This is a genomic window from Corynebacterium sp. HMSC30G07, from assembly GCF_001806945.1.
GTDB lineage: Bacteria > Actinomycetota > Actinomycetes > Mycobacteriales > Mycobacteriaceae > Corynebacterium > Corynebacterium riegelii.
On sequence record NZ_KV786468.1, the window covers coordinates 39,561 to 57,582 of the forward strand.

At 62.5% G+C, this 18,022-nt stretch carries 19 protein-coding genes; 7 read left to right on the forward strand and 12 right to left on the reverse strand.

The window, feature by feature from the left end; all coding sequences use genetic code 11:
- Window positions 1-78: 78 nt before the first annotated feature.
- The 5 genes from HMPREF3104_RS12090 to HMPREF3104_RS07620 all read right to left on the reverse strand — a co-directional run bounded on the left by HMPREF3104_RS12090 (window position 79) and on the right by HMPREF3104_RS07620 (window position 3,296).
- Entirely contained in the window at window positions 79-180 is a 102-nt protein-coding gene (locus HMPREF3104_RS12090; protein WP_003855542.1) for a 30S ribosomal protein bS22, read from the reverse strand.
- Between the two features lie 165 nt (window positions 181-345).
- Window positions 346-537, reverse strand: coding sequence for a helix-turn-helix domain-containing protein (locus HMPREF3104_RS07605; RefSeq protein ID WP_052205496.1), 192 nt, complete (start codon window positions 535-537; stop codon window positions 346-348).
- Between the two features lie 155 nt (window positions 538-692).
- On the reverse strand, window positions 693-1,505 hold the full coding sequence (gene proC / locus HMPREF3104_RS07610; RefSeq protein WP_070495043.1) for a pyrroline-5-carboxylate reductase: 813 nt from the start codon (window positions 1,503-1,505) through the stop codon (window positions 693-695).
- Between the two features lie 33 nt (window positions 1,506-1,538).
- The gene (locus HMPREF3104_RS07615) at window positions 1,539-2,330 is read right to left on the reverse strand and encodes a hypothetical protein (protein WP_070495044.1); all 792 of its coding nucleotides are present in this window, start codon (window positions 2,328-2,330) and stop codon (window positions 1,539-1,541) included.
- A 6-nt stretch (window positions 2,331-2,336) separates the two neighbouring features.
- Window positions 2,337-3,296 carry a Ppx/GppA family phosphatase gene (locus HMPREF3104_RS07620; protein ID WP_070495045.1) on the reverse strand — a complete coding sequence of 320 codons (960 nt, stop codon included), beginning with the start codon at window positions 3,294-3,296 and terminating at the stop codon, window positions 2,337-2,339.
- Between the two features lie 33 nt (window positions 3,297-3,329).
- Between HMPREF3104_RS07620 and HMPREF3104_RS07625 the strand changes: the two genes are divergently transcribed.
- The gene (locus tag HMPREF3104_RS07625) at window positions 3,330-4,214 is read left to right on the forward strand and encodes a DUF3109 family protein (protein ID WP_070495046.1); all 885 of its coding nucleotides are present in this window, start codon (window positions 3,330-3,332) and stop codon (window positions 4,212-4,214) included.
- Here HMPREF3104_RS07625 and HMPREF3104_RS07630 read toward each other — a convergent pair.
- The 3 genes from HMPREF3104_RS07630 to HMPREF3104_RS07640 are packed head-to-tail and all read right to left on the reverse strand — an operon-like array spanning window position 4,196 to window position 6,863.
- A complete protein-coding gene (locus HMPREF3104_RS07630) occupies window positions 4,196-4,885 on the reverse strand; it encodes a response regulator transcription factor (protein ID WP_052205501.1) in 690 nt (229 codons plus the stop codon). The genes HMPREF3104_RS07625 and HMPREF3104_RS07630 overlap by 19 nt on opposite strands.
- An 8-nt stretch (window positions 4,886-4,893) precedes the next feature.
- Entirely contained in the window at window positions 4,894-6,069 is a 1,176-nt protein-coding gene (locus HMPREF3104_RS07635; RefSeq protein ID WP_236587391.1) for a sensor histidine kinase, read from the reverse strand.
- 47 nt (window positions 6,070-6,116) lie between these two features.
- Window positions 6,117-6,863 (reverse strand): phosphoglyceromutase, encoded by a 747-nt coding sequence (locus HMPREF3104_RS07640; protein WP_070495047.1) that lies wholly within the window; start codon window positions 6,861-6,863, stop codon window positions 6,117-6,119.
- 34 nt (window positions 6,864-6,897) lie between these two features.
- On the opposite strand from HMPREF3104_RS07640, the gene HMPREF3104_RS07645 reads away from it, so the two are divergent.
- Complete coding sequence (locus tag HMPREF3104_RS07645; protein WP_070495048.1) at window positions 6,898-8,052, forward strand: chymotrypsin family serine protease; 1,155 nt, start codon at window positions 6,898-6,900, stop codon at window positions 8,050-8,052.
- An 11-nt stretch (window positions 8,053-8,063) separates the two neighbouring features.
- Here HMPREF3104_RS07645 and mshA read toward each other — a convergent pair whose 3' ends face one another.
- Together mshA and HMPREF3104_RS07655 are read right to left on the reverse strand one after the other, a co-directional pair.
- The gene (gene mshA / locus HMPREF3104_RS07650; protein ID WP_070495049.1) at window positions 8,064-9,326 is read right to left on the reverse strand and encodes a D-inositol-3-phosphate glycosyltransferase; all 1,263 of its coding nucleotides are present in this window, start codon (window positions 9,324-9,326) and stop codon (window positions 8,064-8,066) included.
- A gap of 35 nt (window positions 9,327-9,361) precedes the next feature.
- Window positions 9,362-10,534: a MinD/ParA family ATP-binding protein gene (locus HMPREF3104_RS07655; protein ID WP_083279002.1), complete on the reverse strand. Its 1,173-nt coding sequence runs from the start codon at window positions 10,532-10,534 to the stop codon at window positions 9,362-9,364.
- Window positions 10,535-11,130: 596 nt separating this feature from the next.
- Here HMPREF3104_RS07655 and HMPREF3104_RS07660 point away from each other — a divergent pair.
- A complete protein-coding gene (locus HMPREF3104_RS07660; protein WP_070495050.1) occupies window positions 11,131-12,843 on the forward strand; it encodes a long-chain-fatty-acid--CoA ligase in 1,713 nt (570 codons plus the stop codon).
- A 25-nt stretch (window positions 12,844-12,868) separates the two neighbouring features.
- Window positions 12,869-14,566: a long-chain-fatty-acid--CoA ligase gene (locus HMPREF3104_RS07665; protein WP_070495051.1), complete on the forward strand. Its 1,698-nt coding sequence runs from the start codon at window positions 12,869-12,871 to the stop codon at window positions 14,564-14,566.
- A gap of 29 nt (window positions 14,567-14,595) precedes the next feature.
- Here the strand turns inward: HMPREF3104_RS07665 and HMPREF3104_RS07670 are convergent, their stop codons facing one another.
- Window positions 14,596-15,657 (reverse strand): UDP-N-acetylmuramate dehydrogenase, encoded by a 1,062-nt coding sequence (locus tag HMPREF3104_RS07670; RefSeq protein ID WP_371441050.1) that lies wholly within the window; start codon window positions 15,655-15,657, stop codon window positions 14,596-14,598.
- Here HMPREF3104_RS07670 and HMPREF3104_RS07675 point away from each other — a divergent pair.
- From HMPREF3104_RS07675 to HMPREF3104_RS07685, 3 genes are read left to right on the forward strand one after another with little or no spacing between them, the layout of a single operon-like run.
- Window positions 15,619-16,110, forward strand: coding sequence for a DUF2505 domain-containing protein (locus HMPREF3104_RS07675; protein WP_052205507.1), 492 nt, complete (start codon window positions 15,619-15,621; stop codon window positions 16,108-16,110). The genes HMPREF3104_RS07670 and HMPREF3104_RS07675 overlap by 39 nt on opposite strands.
- An 18-nt stretch (window positions 16,111-16,128) precedes the next feature.
- Window positions 16,129-16,938 carry a class I SAM-dependent methyltransferase gene (locus HMPREF3104_RS07680; protein WP_070495053.1) on the forward strand — a complete coding sequence of 270 codons (810 nt, stop codon included), beginning with the start codon at window positions 16,129-16,131 and terminating at the stop codon, window positions 16,936-16,938.
- A 5-nt stretch (window positions 16,939-16,943) separates the two neighbouring features.
- Complete coding sequence (locus HMPREF3104_RS07685; RefSeq protein WP_070495054.1) at window positions 16,944-17,732, forward strand: LmeA family phospholipid-binding protein; 789 nt, start codon at window positions 16,944-16,946, stop codon at window positions 17,730-17,732.
- Here the strand turns inward: HMPREF3104_RS07685 and HMPREF3104_RS07690 are convergent.
- Window positions 17,701-18,015 (reverse strand): DUF2516 family protein, encoded by a 315-nt coding sequence (locus tag HMPREF3104_RS07690; RefSeq protein ID WP_083279003.1) that lies wholly within the window; start codon window positions 18,013-18,015, stop codon window positions 17,701-17,703. The genes HMPREF3104_RS07685 and HMPREF3104_RS07690 overlap by 32 nt on opposite strands.
- Window positions 18,016-18,022 lie beyond the last annotated feature (7 nt).

Consider the following 18,022-nt stretch of genomic DNA (forward strand, 5'->3'; position numbering starts at 1 on the left):
GCCACCCCAAATTGTCACATTTGTCAGGATTAAACGAAAAAGGCCCGCTCCAACCAGAGCGGGCCCAAAACCTAAGGCTTACTTGCCAAGTTTACGACGCTGCACACGAGTGCGGCGGAGCATCTTGCGGTGCTTCTTCTTGGACATACGCTTGCGGCGCTTCTTAATTACTGAACCCACTGGGTTTCCTCGTTTCTTTATCGGTACATGTACTCGTTCTCCGGCAGGCCAGGCCGGTGAGAATGCTAAATAGCATACAGGGGTGGCTGTTCAGGACAAAAAAGTCCGGCACCTCCGCTGACTATGTGGAGGTGCCGGGCTTGGGGTGTAGATAAGCAAGAAGCCTTATCCGACGTCGTACACCGAGGACTCGAGGTACTCGTTGACCGCGGTCTCGTTCACGCGGAACGAGCGGCCCACGCGCACGGCCGGCAGTTCGCCGGAGTGCACGAGGCGGTAGACGGTCATCTTGGAAACGCGCATGATCTCCGCGACTTCCGCGACGGTAAGGAACTTGCCCTTCTCTTCACTTGCCATAATTTTCTTTAACCTTCCGCACGGTAGGCGCGCTGTAGGCTTCCCCTCCCACAGGACGGACACGCACGTGCTTGAACGAGCTTACCGTGAACGGTGTGTCGCGCGCGACTTATGGGGTAAGAAATTTCAAAAGTGCCCGCTGTGAACGTGTGTGACTAGTGGTTCCCAAGTTCCGCGGAACGCTCCGCACATGCCTCAGCGGCCCGGTACAAGGCGCCACGCAGCCCGGACTCTTCCAGCTCACGGATAGCAGCAACCGTTGTTCCCGCAGGTGAGGAGACTGCCGCACGCAGCTCCGCTGGCGTATATTCGCCTTCCAGCATCGCGCCAGCACCCGCCGCAGTGGCCACGGCCAGCTCGGTTGCCAGTTCACGGTTGAGGCCCAGGGCTACCCCCGCGTCCACGAGCGCCTCGGTCATCAAAAAGTAGTAGGCGGGCCCGGATCCGGAGATCGCGGTCACGGCATCCAGCTGTGATTCGTTGACTTCGACGACTTTGCCGGCAGCCTGGAGCAGGTCGCGGACGAGGGTGCGTTGTTCGTCGTCAACGTAGCGTCCATAAGCAACTGCCAGCACGCCCTTGCCCACCAGCATGGGGGTGTTGGGCATGACGCGCGCGATGGGGGCTCCTGCGGTGGAGATGGCGTCCTGCATGGCGGCAAGTGACACGCCCGCGGCCATGGACACTAAGACGGTGCCGGTGTCGTTGCGGTCCACCTGGTCACTGATCTCATCCAGCAGCTGCGGGATCTGCGCCGGTTTGACGCACAGCACCGCCACATCGGCCTCATCCACGGCGGCACGGTTGTCGGTTTCGGTCAGCACCCCGTATCGCTGGGCTATGCTTGCCGACGCCTCCTCCGTCCTATTCGTCGCCACAATCTGCTTGGGGTCAACGCCGGAGTTCAATAGGCCCGCGATCAACGCTTCGCCGATATTGCCCGCGCCTAAAACGGCGATCTTTTGCACAGAGCACCCCTTTTTTAAGTGTGAATGTTCGAATTAGAGCAGCGCCGGGCCAAACGCGATCACGACGGCAGCAACGCCTGCGAGACCAACCGACAGCCAGTCACGGCCAGTGCCAATTGCGCGCGCCGCGTAGACGGAGCCAGCCACCGTGATCACGCCAAGGATGGCCGCCACCGCTGTAGGTGTGCTGGTCCACAGCCACTTAAACAGCATGAAGCCGAGGATGCCCAGGACAACACCGAGGAACACCATCAGCACCAGGGTGATCGGGTTGACGCCAGCCTCTTCGGTGTCTTCAGCGCCTTCGAGGTCTTCAGCGCCTTCGAGGTATTCGAACTCGTCGAGCTCTTCAAGTTCTTCGACCTTGGTCGGAGCGGCATCTAGATCAACGATCGGTGCTGGCTTCGGCGCTTCAGTTTTCGGCGCCTCAGCCTTTGGTGCGGGCGCTGCCGGCGCGTCGGGGACCTTCTTGATTACCGCGGTCTCGTCTTCCGAAGCGCGCTCAACCCTCTTCGGCTCAAGCTGCTTCAGCTCAGCCTTTTTCACCTCAGGCTGCTCAGCCTTCGGCGCAGCAGCGGGCGCTTCAGAATCCACAGGCTTCGCAGGCGCGGCTGGCTTCTCAGCGGGCGCGTCGATGGGAACGCTGGAGTGGCGCGACTCCGCCGGCTTAGCCTCGACCTTCTTTATGGAGCCGGTGAGTTCGGCGACGGACACGCCACCGTCTTCAAGACTGCGGCGACGGCGACGACGGGTGCCAAGCTCGGGATTCTCCTTCTGGGCGCGGGCGAGAATCTCCGCAACGGTGAGCTGTTTCTGCTCAGACATCTTTAGCTACACTCCTTCATCCATCGCCGCGGCGGCGCCTGCGGTGTCAATATCGATGCGTTTCAAGATCACGCCTTCGCGCAGGGCCCACGGGCAGATCTCCAACTTATCAATGTTTAGGGCGCGCATAGCAGCTTCCGCAACGAGCGCACCCGCCACGATCTGGTGGGAGCGGTCAGTACTGATGCCTTCCAACTCCGCGCGGTCAGCCGCGGTCATGCGCGAAATAAACGCGATGAGCTGTCGAAGACCCGGCGCGGTCAGAGTTCGTTTGACGTAGGGACCGGCGGACGACGGTGCGGCACCGGTCAGGCGTGCCAGTGAGCGGAACGTCTTGGACGTGCCCACGGCCAGGCCGGTTTCGCCCATGGCGCGGAACTTCTCGGCGGGGCCGGCCAGTTCGGCGTCAATGTAGTCGCGCAGCAGGTTGATCTTTTTGCGCTCCGGCGGGTCGGTGTCAAACCACTCATGGGTCAACCTGCCCGCGCCCAGATCCAGCGACACCGCCAGGTCTGGGACTTCTTCGGTGCCGGTGGCCAGCTCCAACGAGCCGCCGCCGATGTCTAAGTTGGTGATGCGGCCGGCAGACCAGCCGTACCAGCGGCGGGTGGCCAGAAACGTCAGGCGTGCCTCTTCTTCACCGGAGAGGACGCGCAGCTTCACGCCGGTCTTCTTCTCCACGGCTTTGAGCACTTCCGCCGAGTTGGTGGCAGAGCGCACCGCGGAGGTGGCAAACCCGTGGAACTCTTCGCACTTCAGGTTGCCCGCAAGGTCTGCGGCCTCTTGGACAACGCTGATGAGCTTTTCTACGCCTTTGTCCTCAATGTTTCCCTTTTTGTCCAGAAGCTCAACAAGCCGCAGTGGCTGCTTCCAGTCGGACATTGGGGTGGGGCGCGCCCCTGAGTGAGCGTCCACCGCCACCAAGTGGACGGTGTTGCTGCCTACATCCAATACACCTAAACGCACACAGCAAGCGTAACGGTTATAAGGTGCTTCGGTGTGAATCAACCAGCCCCGAATGAAGTTTTCTTAGGTTTTCCTGCAAGCTCGCCCGCGGGTAAATCCATCGCGGCGGGGCGTGAAGTACCGCCTGATTTTCCCCGCGAGTGGTTCGAGTTCGTACACCCGGAGGATCCGCTGCACTCCTTCACTATTGACTTGACCTGGGTGGAGTCCACCTGGTCGTGCCGTTTCGGCACTCCGGAGTGCCTGGGCATGCATGAAGAGATCCGTGAGGTTGGCTGCTGCAACCACGGCGCCTATATGGCCGATGAGCAGGATCGTGATGATTTGTATAACGCGGTGGCGGAGTTGCCGGCGAAGTATTGGCAGCTGCGCCCCAAAGACACGGACTCGTTCCTGGCCAACGGGGACATCACTGAGCTTGAGCCGTGGCTTGAGTGGGATGAAGAAGACAACATGAAAACCAAGGTGGTTGACGGCGGCTGCATCTTTGCCAACCGCAACGGCCATCCCACCGGCCCGGGGTGTGCGCTGCACCAGTACGCCATGGCGGCGGGCAAGAATATTGTCGGTTCCAAGCCTGAGGTGTGCTGGCAGGTGCCTTTCTCGCGTGAGGACGCCTACGAGGAGCGCCCCGACGGCCAAGAAATCCTTCGCACCACCATCGGTGAGTACGACCGCCGCCAGTGGGGCTCAGGTGGTGAGGACTTCGACTGGTGGTGCAGCGGCGCACCTTCGTGCCACGCCCCGCGTAACGACGCTGACGCTATCCCCGTCTGGCGTTCCATGAAAGAGGAGCTCATCGCACTTATCGGCGAGGCACCTTATGCGGTACTCGCGGCGCATTGTGAGGCGAGGGGGTTGGCGCCGGACGTCGCTAAGCAAAGGCACCCTGCGGCAACTCAAGCCTCAAACTTGTAGCCCAAACCGCGGACCGTAACCAGCTGGGTCGGGCGCGAGGGCTCCCGCTCAATCTTGGTGCGCAGGCGCTTGACGTGCACATCCAACGTCTTCGTATCGCCCACATAATCCGCACCCCAAATGCGCTCAATGAGCTGGCCGCGAGTAAGCACGCGGCCGGAATTGCGCATCAGGTACTCCAAAAGATCGAACTCTTTCAGCGGCATCGCCACAGGCTGGCCATCCACCGTCACCGTGTGGCGCTCCACATCCATGCGTACGCGGCCGCCCTCAACAATGCGGTCATCAAACTCATCAACCTCTTCCACCTCCGGGCCGCGGCGCAACACCGCGCGGATGCGAGCAATCAGCTCACGGGTGGAATAGGGCTTGGTCACGTAATCATCCGCGCCCAGTTCAAGGCCAACAACCTTGTCAATCTCAGAGTCACGAGCCGTGACCATAATGATGGGAACATCCGACTCAGCGCGCAGCTTGCGGCACACGTCCGTGCCACTCATGCCCGGCAACATCAAGTCCAGCAGCACCAAGTCAATGCTGTCCTCATTGAACTGCTCAAGCGCAGCCGTACCGTCGGCCGCCCAGACAGTGTCAAACCCTTCCTTCTTCAGCAGATACGCCAAAGGCTCCGCCAAAGATTCTTCGTCTTCAACGATCAGGATTGTTGTCACTTTAACTGTCAGTCCTTCCCGGGTACCTGCCGCTGATCCGGCTGGTAAATAGGCAACTCGATGGTAAACGTGGACCCGGTACCGGGCCGCGACCACAGCTTGATGTTACCGCCGTGGTTAGCCACCACATGTTTGACAATAGCCAACCCCAGGCCAGTGCCGCCCGTTGAGCGGGAACGCGCCTTGTCCACACGGTAGAAACGCTCAAACACGCGCTTCTGGTCCTCGGGCGCGATGCCAATGCCGCGGTCAGTTACCCGCACCAGCACCACGTTTTCACGCACCACCTTCTGCGAGATACTCACCTGCTTGCCGTTCGGCGAGTAGTTGATGGCGTTGGACACCAAATTGGACACCGCAGCAACCAACAGTGCGCGGTCCCCCATCACCTCCACACCCGTGGTGGCGCCGCGAGTGAGCACGATGTCATGGTTTTCGGCGCTGACGTGGTTGCGCTCAATCGCCTCATCAATCACCGCGTCAATGCTCACGGGCACCATCTCCGGCAGTGCCTCCGCGCCCTGGAGCTTGGACAGGTTGATCAGGTCCGTGATCATCTCACCCATGCGGTGGGACTCTTTGAGCAGCTTCTCACCGAAGTGCTCCACCATGTCCGCGTCACCTGGGTCCTGCATCAGCGCTTCCGCCAGCAGCGACATGCCACCAACCGGCGTTTTCAGCTCATGGGAAACGTTGGCAACAAAGTCACGCCTTGCCGCCTCCATGCGCACGTTCTCAGACTCATCCGTGCAGTACGCAATGACATAGGAGTTGTGCGTGAGGGTGAGCGGCTTGACCACCACGGACACGTTGCGGATACGGTTGCCGGTGGCCCGGCGCGGCAGGTCCAAATCAAGCGTGTGCGTTTCCAGATCCTCAAACGCCAGCTGCGCTGCGTCCCACACCTCGGGGTTGATGGTGCGGTCATGCACGATGGACATGTCGTGGGCGCGGGCATTCGACATGATCACCCGCGCACCACGGTTGAAGATGGCAATGCCTGTGGGCGAGCCCTGCACCGCCAGGTTCAGCAGTTGGCTGACCGTGGAGATCTGGCTTGGTGCAGCATCGTCGTCATCCGACATACGCTCGCGCCAGCTGCGATACGTCCGCAGCGCCCACACGGCGGCCGCGGTGAACGCGACGCCGATCAGGAACGCGAAAATCGGCGTTACTTCATCCAAACTTCATCCAAACCGAGTCAAACTAAACCGAGTCAAACTCCAGTGAGCTACTTCTTGCCCTGGTTCGCCACAGCGGCTGCACCGGCAGCTGCTGCCTCCGGGTCAAGGTAGGTGCCGCCCGGGTTGGATACGCGGCCGTGCTCATCAAACTCGTACACCAGCGGCATGCCGGTCGGGATGTTCAGGCCAGCAATGTCCTCATCAGAGATGCCGTCCAGGTACTTCACCAGCGCACGCAGGGAGTTGCCGTGTGCAGCCACCATGACGGTCTTGCCAGCCAGGATCTCCGGGCGGATCACGTCAACGTAGTACGGGGTGAAGCGCTCCACCACGTCCTTGAGGCACTCGGTGCGCGGCACTTCCTCCAAAAACGCGTAGCGCGGGTCATTGGTCTGCGCGTACTCGTTGTCCGCGTCAATTGCCGGCGGCGGGGTGTCGTAGGAACGGCGCCAGGACATGAACTGCTCTTCACCGAACTGCTCGCGGATCTCCGCCTTGTTCAGGCCCTGCAGCTTGCCGTAGTGACGCTCATTGAGACGCCAGTTACGCACCACCGGAATCCAGTGGCGATCCGCCGCGTTCAGCGCAATGTTTGCGGTGCGGATTGCGCGGCGCAGCAGAGAGGTGAACACAACGTCCGGCAGGACATTCTTTTCCACCATGAGCTTGCCGGCGTTGACTGCTTCGCTCTCGCCCTGCTCGGTCAGGTCAACGTCTACCCAACCGGTGAATTGATTCGACTTGTTCCATTCGCTCTGGCCGTGACGGACCAGGATCAGCTTTCCGTTACCCATGCATTCAAGCATGCCACGCTTTAGGCTGTGAGGCATGCGATTTTCAACCTCTCGGGCCGCCGCCTGCCTTGCGGCGGCCGCTGTTTTTGCTTCCACTCTTGCTTCCACTCTTGCTTCCCCGGCCGTTGCGGCTGAACCTGCGCTGACTGCGCCGGGTGCGCCGATGCGCATCATGCCGAAGAATCCGCCGGCCACGGTGAAGAATGGGTATGGCGATGACGTGAAAGTTCCATCGTCATTTTTCACCTACGTGTGCTCCCAGGGCCCGTCCGGCACGATCCGCCACCTGGATGGTTCGGAGCAGAAGGTGATGCTCACGGCGTCCCACTGCATCACCCCACTGCCTAACCTGCCGGACATGACCGATCAGGTGCAGGTCAATGTGGGTGGCGCTTACCACCCGATCGGTGTGCGCGGCCGCGCGAATTACGTGCCGCCGGCAGCGATGAACCTGGATGATCCGGTTGCTACCTACAACACGGCCGATTGGGGCTTCGTGCTTATCGACGCTGGCGTGAACCCCACCCACGTCTCCCAATCCAAAACCTCCACAGGCGAGGGGCCGAGTGCTCCCGTGGAGCTGACCACGCTGAAGGATTACCGCACGCTGCGCCCCGGCGAGGTCTCCTTCGACGTTGCTGGACAGCCGATCTGCAAGGACGGCTCCACCACGGGACGCACCTGCGGCACGCAGCTCTTCCGCAACCGTGACGGTGTGTTCTCGTGGAACCTGAACTACATCCAGGGCGACTCCGGTGGCGTGAACTATGACCCGCGCGACGGCTCCGTCATCGGCGTGACCTCCATGGTGCTGGGCCCGTTGGGCAAGGCACAGGCTGCTGACCGCATTGTGGAGGAAGCCTTCGGCATCCCGGACGGCCAGGTCAACGAGCACTTCACACTCGCCCCGTCGAACGCGCCGCACGCGGACTTCCTGCCAGCCACCGAAGAGTTCGGCGGTCTGGAAGGCCAGATCAACGAGCTCAACCGTGGCTACGTCCCGCCGAACCCGAACGAGAAGCTTGACCAGGCCATCGCGAATGCCCAGGCAGACGCCAACCGCGTGGCCCAGGACGCGGCGCGCGGCCAGTTCAACCCTGCTGAGGTGGGCAACCTCGCCGGCCAGCACGTCGGCGAGATCACCCGCTGGGCACAGCTTTCCGTGGCACACAGCTTCGGCGCGCTCTAGCAACGCCGCCGCTAGATCCCCGCTGGCTGGCGCGTCGCCTGGCCGGGTTCGAAGCCGGATAGCGTCTCCTCGTACACCTCGATGAGACGCTGCGCGGAGGCCGCCCAGCTGAACTTCGCGGCATGCCCCGTGGCGGTGCGGCCCATGGTGATGCGCAGGGAGTCGTCGGCAAGCAAAAGCTCCAACGCATCAGCCCAGGCGGCTGAACCGTGGCCGTCGACCAACAGCCCGGTCTCCTGATCCGCAACCGCAAGCGGCAGGCCGCCCACGCGCGCGGCAACCACCGGGGTGCCCGTGGCCTGCGCCTCCACTGCGACCAGGCCGAAGCTTTCGTTGTAGCTGGGCACAGCGATGACGTCGGCGGCCTGGTACACACTCACCAGCTCCTGTGGCGGGCGCGGGCCCAGGAACCTCGTGATGCACGCAATGCCCTCCTCCCGCGCGATTTCGTGGTAGCGCTCCACACTCGCACCCGCCCCGGACGCACCACCGCAGATGATCACGCGCAGCGGCGCATCCACCTTCCTACGGCGAGCCACCTCACCCATCGCGCGAAGCAACACCTGCGGGCCCTTGAAATCCTGCAAGCGGCCCACAAACGCCACCACCTTCGCATGCAGCGGAATACCAAGCTGACGGCGAGCCATCTCCGTATTCCGGTTCGTGCCCGGGGTGAACAGTTGCGTATCCGCGCCGGGGCTGACCACGTCGATCTTCTCCGGGTTCACGTCGTAGAACCGCGCGAGCTGCATCGTCTCATCCTCCGTGTTCACCACCAGCGCCTCAGCGTTGTCCACCAACTGCTGCTCACAAATGCGGCGCGCCTCGGACTCTGAAGCGTCGGCGGCATAGGCGTTTTTCACCGCCGCCCACGTATGCCCCGTGTGCACCAGCGGCACACCCGCCAAATCCGACAGCAGCCAGCCCACCTGACCGGAGAGCCAGTAATGCGAATGGATCAGGTCATAGTCCACACTGTTGGCGCGGGCGAACTGCACCACGCCACCCGAAAACGCCGCAAGCTGCGTCGGCAGGTCCTCCTTCTCCAGGCCCTCATACGGCCCGGCGACGATGTTGACCACCCGGTAGCCGTCCTCCACCTGCACAATCTCGCCCTGGCTGGGGCGGGTGGCGCGCGTAAACACGTCCACTTCCACTCCGCGCCGCGCAAGCTGAATAGCGGTGTTGTGGACGTAAACGTTCAGCCCGCCCGCATCGCCCATCCCGGGCTGCTCAAGCGGCGAAGTGTGCATGGAAATCATGGCAACGCGCATGCGGGCCAGACTAGCGCGCCTTGCCGCTGGGCATGTTACACAGCGTGGCGATGCCAGGAGTTGAAGTCGTCGGCGATGGTTGCGGCGAGGCGTCTATAAGCCTCAAGCACGGGCTTTTGCAGCTTATCGACGTCCACCACCGCCCCCTCCGCCAAATGCCTATCAAAGGGAATCACGTGCACCGCCCGCGTACGCGCCTGGAAATGCTCGATGATCTTGGACATATCCACCGTCGGCTTGCCCGGCGCCGCGTTGGAGACCACCACCACGGCATTCGCCGCCAGCTGGTCATAGCCGTGCATGGTCAGCCAATCCAGCGTGGCCGCCGCCGACTGCGCGCCATCCAACGCCGGCGAGGTCACCAACACCAACGTGTTGGCCAGGTCCAGCACGCCCGCCATCGCCGAATGCATCAACCCCGTCCCACAATCCGTCAAGATCACGTTGTAGTGGTGCTGCAGGATGTCGATGGCATGGCGGTAGTCGCTTTCCGAAAACGCCTCACTAACCGCCGGATCACGCTCCGAACCAATCACCTCAAGCCGCGAATTCGCCTGCGCCGTAAAGGCCCTGACCTGCGGGTATCTTGCCGTATCCTCGGCGTTGAGCAAGTCACGGATCGTCGCCGGGGAAGGCGCCGCCGCCCGCTGCGCCAACGTGCCCAAATCCGGGTTCGCGTCAATGGCGATCACTCTGTCTCCACGTTCCCTGGCAAACACCCCTCCCAGCGCCACCGTGGTCGTAGTTTTGCCCACGCCACCTTTCAGGCTCATCACCGCAATCCGGTAATCGCCCCGAAGCGGCGCGCGCACCGCCGCCAACAGACGATCCTCATCCATCTGCTTCTTCGAATTCCCCGGGTTCACCCTCCCTCCGGTTGCCGAATACACCAGTTTGCGCCACCCCTTCTTCGGCGGAAGCTTCACCGGATTCAGCAGGTTGCGAGTGTCCAGCGCGCCGGGTTTGGCGGGGCGGCTCGGTTGGGGTTGGTGTTGGGCTGGTTGTTGAAGTTGATGGGCTGGTTGGGCGTAGTAGGCGGGTTCTGGCTGATAACTGGTTTGCGGGGTGTTGGCTGGCGGGGTGTTGGCTGGCGGGGTATTGTCCCAGGGCTCGTCATCGCCGGGGTACGGTGTCGGGTCTGCCAGTCGAGCAAAAAACTCCTCCAGCTCCGGCTGCGTCACGGTGCGGTCAACGGTGCGTTCTTCCATAGTCGCCTCCTGCGGTTATGCCCTTGGTCTTGGGCCGTGTAGTTCGGTGGGAGGCAGCTACCGGAGAACAGCAGCTGGTAGCAGAGACTGGATTCCCCCGGATAGCATCGCGATTCCCTTCGCGATCCCCCCTTCCGCCTGAAGTCTAGCTAAGTTTTTCGCAAGCGCAGCCTAATTGGGCGGAAATAATTCAGACGGCCGGGTCAAATCCTGAATTCTTTTGGATTGAGTCCATTGGCCACCTGCGGCAACTGAGTTCTTTGCCCGTTTTTGGGAAACAAATTCAGGATTCAGGGTGCCGCCCCATTACCCGGCTGACAAATCTGACGACGCGGTTTACGTTTGCCCAGTTCACCACCCTAGCACTAAGGGCGTCACGTCACATTTGTCAGTGGGCACGCGGGGATCCTGACAAATCTGACAACGCGGCTTGCGTTTGCCCAGGTCGCCAGCCTGACAGAGAGGGCGTCACGTCAGATTTGTCAGAAACCCGCCAATACAGCCACCAACCCGCCAAAACCCCCAAACCTACGGCATCGTAAGTTATACTCCGCTACATTATTTTGCCAAGGAAACCAATACCCAAAGGAGCCCACGTGGGAGCAAGCGAAGAGAAGGCCTGGATCAAGCAATACGCCAGCTGGACCAACCCAAATCCGCCGATTGGCAATGACACGCTGGTCAGCTGGTTCAACCAGGTCGTGGCAACTCAGCCCAAGACTGCCGCAACGTGGTTCATGGGCAAGGAGTTGACCTACGCGCAGCTCAATGAGCAGGTGGGCAAGGCTGCTGCGGCGTTGACCACGTTGGGCGTTGGCCCGGGCGACCGTGTGGCTGTGGCGCTGCCGAACTGCCCCCAGCACATCGTGATAATCACGGCGATCCTGCGCTTGGGCGCAGTTGTTGTGGAGCACAACCCGCTGTATACCGCCTATGAGCTGGAGCATCAGTTCAATGACCACGGCGCGAAGCTTGCTGTGGTGTTTGATGTGCGCGCGGATGTGTTCACGGAGCTGATTGGTAAGACTCCGCTGGAGCAGGTCGTTTCGGTGAATATGACTGAGGAGATGCCGTTGCATCTTCGCGCAGCGCTGCAGTTGCCGCTCCCATCAGTGTCAAAGAAGCGCGCGCAGCTAACCAAGGCTGCACCGGGCACGATGCCGTGGCGCGCGTTTATGCACCTGGGTTCCCACAAGGTGCACTTCCCGCAGATCAGCCCGGAAGATACGGCAGTGATCCTGTACACCTCTGGCACGTCGGGTAAGCCGAAGGGCGCGCCGCTGACGCACCGCAACATTGTGTCGGTGCTGCATGCCGGCATGGAGTGGCTGGAGGACTGGGGCGCGGTCAAGGAGAAGGTGCTGGGTGTGTTGCCGCTGTTCCACATCTACGGCCTGGCGCTGAACTATGGCCTGCCGCTAACCATTGGTGCGCAGATGGTGCTGGTGCCGGCACCGCAGCCGCAGCTCTACCAACCGGCGATTACAAAGACGAATCCGACGGTGCTGCCGGGTGTGCCCACGTTGTACGAGAAGATCATCGATTGGGCTGTGGAAAGCAACGTTGATCTTTCTTCGGTCCATACCTCTATCTCTGGCGCGTCGACGTTGCCGGCGCTCACGATTGAGCGTTGGGAAAACGCCACCGGCGGCCGTCTCATTGAGGGCTACGGTTTGACGGAGACGTCGCCAATTTTGGTGGGTAACCCGCTGGATGGCACGCGTCGTCCGGGATACATCGGTTTGCCGTTCCCCAACACGGAGATTCGCATCGCGGACCCGGATGATCCCAGCCGCACGATGCCGGACGGTGAGCCGGGCGAGCTGCTTGCCCGCGGCCCGCAGGTCTTCGCCGGTTACCTGAACAATCCAGAGGCGAATGAGCGCGCGTTCCATGACGGCTGGTTCCGCACCGGTGACATGGCGATTATGGAGCCGGATGGGTGGATCAAGCTGGTCGCCCGCATTAAGGAAATGGTCATCACCGGCGGTTTCAACGTGTACCCGGATGAGGTTGAGGGTGTCATGCGCGAGCATCCGGACATCGATGACATTGCGGTTGTGGGCCGCCCGCGGCATGACGGTTCGGAGGATGTCGTTGCGTGCATCACGCTTGTCGACGGCGCCGCTCTCGACCCCGACGGCCTCCAGAAGTATGCCCGCGAACGCCTTACCCGCTACAAGGTGCCGAAGACGTTCTACCACTTCGAAGAGCTGAAGCGTGATCAGACGGGCAAGATTCGGAGGCGTGAGGTGAGGGATATGCTCGTCGACACGCTGGAAGCAGGCCACGAAGTTACGGAGCCGTAGGTTGTCTCGGGGTACGCTAGGGCCCATGGAAAAGCCTTGGCTGCAGTATTACCCCGAGTGGACCGATCACACCCTTGAATACAGCGAGATCACGCTGGCTCGTCTGTATGACGAGAACTTGGAAAAGAACGCGGAGAAACCCGCAACCAGGTTCTTCGGACGCGGCCAAACCTACGCCGAGCTTGACCGTGAGGTGCGCCGCGCCGCAGCCGGTCTGAAGGCCTTCGGTGTGCGACCGGGCGACCGCGTGGCCATCATGCTGCCGAACTGCCCGCAGCACGTGGCCGCGTTCTACGCCGTGCAGAAGCTCGGCGGCGTGGTTGTGGAACACAACCCGCTCTACACCGCCAATGAGCTGCGCCCGCAGTTTCGGGACCACGGCGCGCGCATTGCGATTGTGTGGGACAAGGCCGCCGACACGCTGGAGAAGCTGCGCGCGGACACCCCGCTGGAGACGGTCATTTCGGTGGACATGACCAAGGCTATGCCGCACCTGCAGCAGCTGATTTTGAAGATTCCGTTTGGCAAGATCCGTGAGGCTCGTGAGGCGCTCACCGGGCCGTGCTCAAACACCGTGCCCTGGGAGGTGCTGACCAGCTCCGCGATTGGCGACGATGGCGACAACATTGCCACCCCCGATGAGGTGACCCCGGATTCCCCGGCGCTCATCCTGTACACCTCCGGCACCACGGGCGCGCCGAAGGGCGCCATGCTCACGCACCGCAACCTGATGGCCAACCCGATCCAGGGCCGCGCATGGGTCAAGGAGCTGCAGGAACCGGGCCAGCGTATGCTGGCCACCCTGCCGTTCTTCCACGCGTACGGCTTGACGTTCTCGCTGACGCTGATGATGCTGATCGGCTCTGAGCTGGTCCTGCTGCCGGCACCGAAGATGAACCTGATCATGGACACGCTGAAGAAGACCCCGCCCACGTTCGTGCCTGGTGTGCCCACCGTGTTTGAGCGCATTGTGGACACCGCAAAGGAGCAGAACGTGGACCTCTCGGAGGTGCAGGTGGGCTTCTCGGGGGCGTCGTCACTGCCGGCGGATGTGATTGAGGATTGGGAAGCGCTCACCGGCGGCCACCTGGTGGAAGGCTACGGCCTGACCGAAACCGGCCCGATTTTGATTGGTAACCCGCGATCCGCGGACAGGCGCCCGGGCTACATCGGCATCCCCTTCCCCGATACGGAAATCCGCATTGCCAACCCGAAGAACCTGGACGAGGACATGCCGACAGGCGAAGCCGGCGAGATCCTGGCCAAGGGCCCGCAGGTCTTCGCCGGTTACTTGAACAACCCGCAGGACACGGACGCCGCGTTCCACAACGGCTGGTTCCGCACCGGCGATATGGGAGTGATGGAGGAAGACGGCTTCGTGCGCCTGGTCTCGCGCATCAAGGAGCTGATTATCACCGGCGGCTTCAACGTGTACCCGGCGGAGGTGGAGGAAGTCATGCTTCGCCACCCAGACATCAAGGACGTTGCCGTGGTTGGCCGCCCGCGTACGGACGGCTCCGAAGATGTTGTTGCGTGCATCGTGCTTGAAGACGGCGCCGCCCTCGACCCCGACGGGCTGAAAGACTTCGCCCGCGAAAACCTCACCCGCTACAAGGTGCCGCGCACCTTCTACCACTTCGAGGATCTCAACCGGGACCAGATGGGGAAGGTGCGCCGCCGCGAAGTACGCGCTGCGCTGCTCGAGCGCCTCGCTGGTGCTTAGCTGGCTGGCGCTTAGCGGACCAGCCAGAACTAAAGGCCCACCCACACCGGCTCGGGGTGCAGCTCCACGCCGAAGCGCTCGCACACCCCTGCCTGGACGTCATGGGCCAGCGCCACGATGTCCGCGGCACGCGCGCTTCCGCGGTTGGTCAGCGCCAGGGTGTGCTTGGTGGACAGGCGCGCAGGCGCCTCTGCACCCGGGTAGCCGCGGGGGAACCCGGCGCGCTCGATCAGCCACGCCGCGGACAGCTTCACCTGGCCCTCGCCAGCCGCGTAGCGCGGCATCGTGGCCTCCCCAACCTGTTCAAACACCGCGTCTGCGACCTCTACCGGCACAACCGGGTTGGTGAAGAAGGACCCGGCGGACCACGTGTCGTGGTCTTCGGCGTCAAGCACCATGCCCTTCGCCCGGCGCGTCTCCAACACAGACTGGCGCGCCTGCGCCAGCGGCACACGCTCCCCGCCCAAATGACGCAGCGGCGCTGACAGCCCCGCGTGCTCCAGCTGCAGCTCAACCTCCAACACCACGGCGCGCGAGGTGAACTTCAGGTTGGAGTAGCGGTACGCCAGATCCAGAGCAGAGGCCGGTACCCACTCGTCGCGTCCCGTCTTCCTGTCGTACAAACGCACGCGCGTGAGTACGTCGGCGATTTCGGCGCCGTACGCGCCAACGTTTTGCACCGGCGTCGCGCCCGCAGAACCCGGGATGCCGGACAAGGCCTCGATGCCGCCCAGGCCGTTTTCCACTGCAAACTCCACGACGGTGTCCCAGGGGGTGCCGGCTTGGATGGTCAACGTTGCGTCGTCAAGCAGGATGCCCTCATTGCGCACCAGCACAGCGGTGAGATCCAGGGGGCCGTCTGCAACCAACAAGTTGGAGCCGCCCCCAACAACCAGCAGGGGGCTGCCTGCCGCATCCAGCTGGGACACGGCCGCGATGATCTCATCGGCTGTCACGCATTCACGGACCGCGGCGGGCACACCGCCAACACGCAGGGTGGTCAAATCGGCGAAAGATAGGTCTTGCACGTAAGCCACGGTAGTCTGTTGGGCATGACTGTACGTAGCGAAACCTCCGTTACCATCAACCACCCAGCGGAAAAGGTGGCCAAGGCTTACGCCTCCAAGGAGTACTGGGAGTACATTGCTGCAAAGCTCTCCCCGGAACCGGGCTCGGTCAACGAGTTCACCGGTGACACCGTTGTCCTCTTTGAGGTGCTGCCGAAATCCATCATGCCGGCAGCCGCTCAGGCCATGATCTCCCAGGACCTGAAGCTCAAGCGCGTAGTAAACATCGGCGCACTCGACGGCGAGACCGCAACCCACACCTTCACCGGTGACGTCAAGGGCACCCCCGTGGACTTCTCCGGCGAAATCGCACTCAGCGGCGCAGGCGACACCACCACCCTGGCCTATGACAATGAGGTCAAGGTAGACATCCCGTTCATGGGTGCCGCACTGGAGCCGAAGGTGGCTGAAGCGCTCGAGGAGATCGTGGCCAATGAGGCCAAGCTCACCGAGCAGTGGATCACCGAAAACCTCTAACACCTCGGGGTTTATCCTGTGCCCCACTATCACAACCTGCGCTCTACTTCGGGCGCGGGCAAACCATATGGCGTAATCACGCGCGGAACTACCGGCGTGAACCGTCTGCGACGCTCCGACCGCTGGACCAGATACAACCCGCGGGTCGGGGCGTTGCTGCGTTCTGTGGGCACTCCCCTTGCGCTCGACGTTGGCTACGGCGCCTCCCACACCACAACCGTGGAGTGGGCGGGCTGGCTGCGCCAGATCAACCCGCGGGTGGAGGTTGTCGGCTTGGAGATCGACCCGGAGCGGGTGCTTCCGCCCCGTAACGGCGTGCGCTTCGAGCTCGGCGGCTTCGAACTCGCCGGCTACCAACCCCACCTGGTGCGGGCGTTTAACGTGCTGCGCCAGTACGACGTGGCCGAGGTGGCCTCGGTCTGGTCGGCCGTGTGCTCCCGCCTGGCGCCCGGCGGCCTGTTCATTGAAGGCACCTGCGACGAGCTGGGCCGCCGCGCCGCCTGGGTGCTTCTTGATGCTTCAGGCCCCGTCAGCCTCACCCTTGCCTGGGACCCCTTCGACGTTGCAACACCCAGCGACATTGCTGAGCGCCTCCCCAAAGCACTCATCCACCGCAACGTTGAGGGCGAGCCCATCTGGCAGCTGCTTCAAGACGCAGACCGCGCCTACGCCAACGCCGCCGGCTGGGCCCCACACGGCCCACGCGTGCGCTGGCGGGAGGCCCACAAGGAGCTGGTTGCGCGTGGTTGGCCGCTGGCTCCTTTGAGGCGCCGCCTGCGCGACAACACCCTCACCGTCGCCTGGCGGGCAGTCGCCCCCGTAGACTAGCCCCCATGAAATCAGCGTGGAGAATCCTCATCGGTGTCCTAGCTGCGCTTCTCATCCTGCTTCTCATCGCAGAAGCCGGCCTGCGCATCTTCCTGTCCAAGCAGATCGAAGACGGCTTTGAAGCCCAGTACGCGGCGCAATCCCCCGGCGTTGTCGCGGCGAAACCAGACGTGTCCTTCGGCGCTACCCCGCTGACCATTGGCATGCTCGGCGGCTCACTGCCGCACATGACAATCCAGACGCCATCCACCCTGATGATCAATGACGGCCAAATCACCGGCGAACCCGCCGCCACCATCGCCATGGACAAAGTCCGCCTGGTTGATCAGGAACCGATTGCTGATCACTTGAGCATGCAGGCAGAGCTGCCCTCTGAATTGCTGCAGGCGATCTTGAACCAGGCGATTAGCGAGCAGCTCGGCGGCAACGCCCTGCTGGATACGCTGATCACCGTCTCCTCGGTCACTACCGACCCGGAGGCAGGCACATTCACCCTGTCCTTTACCCGCGGCGTGGCCAACGTAGATATCCGCCCCGTCCCCACCGCCGAGGGCGTGCAGTTTGAAACCACCGGCACCCAACTGTTCGGCTTCGACCTGCCCAGCGAAATCACCGACGCCATCACCCAATCACTCCAGGAAGGCCTAGCCAACCAGGAGGCGGGGGCCATGCGGCTTAATAACGTCCACGTCACCCCAGCAGGCCTCGTCCTTGAGATGACTGGTGAGAACGTGAACTTCTACGAGCTGCAGCAGATGTCAGTTACCAGGAGCCACCAGGCTCAAGGCCTTTAAGCTGCGGGCGCACATCAAACCAGTAAATGCCCACCGCAACGGCGCCGAACCACGCCACGAACGGGATCCGCAGCAACAGCGCGGCGGATGAAACAAACAGGATTGCCGCCCACGCCATCTTCGGCTGACGGCCAGCTGCCTCAAACGCGTCGGCGCGGGTGGTGGACGCCAACACCACGCCGACAATGCCTGCCACCCCGACAAGGATGAACAGAAGGCGCTCCGCAATCAGCGGCACGCGCATGATCATAAAAATTTGTTCAACGGTGGCAGAGTCGAGCATGCGTTAC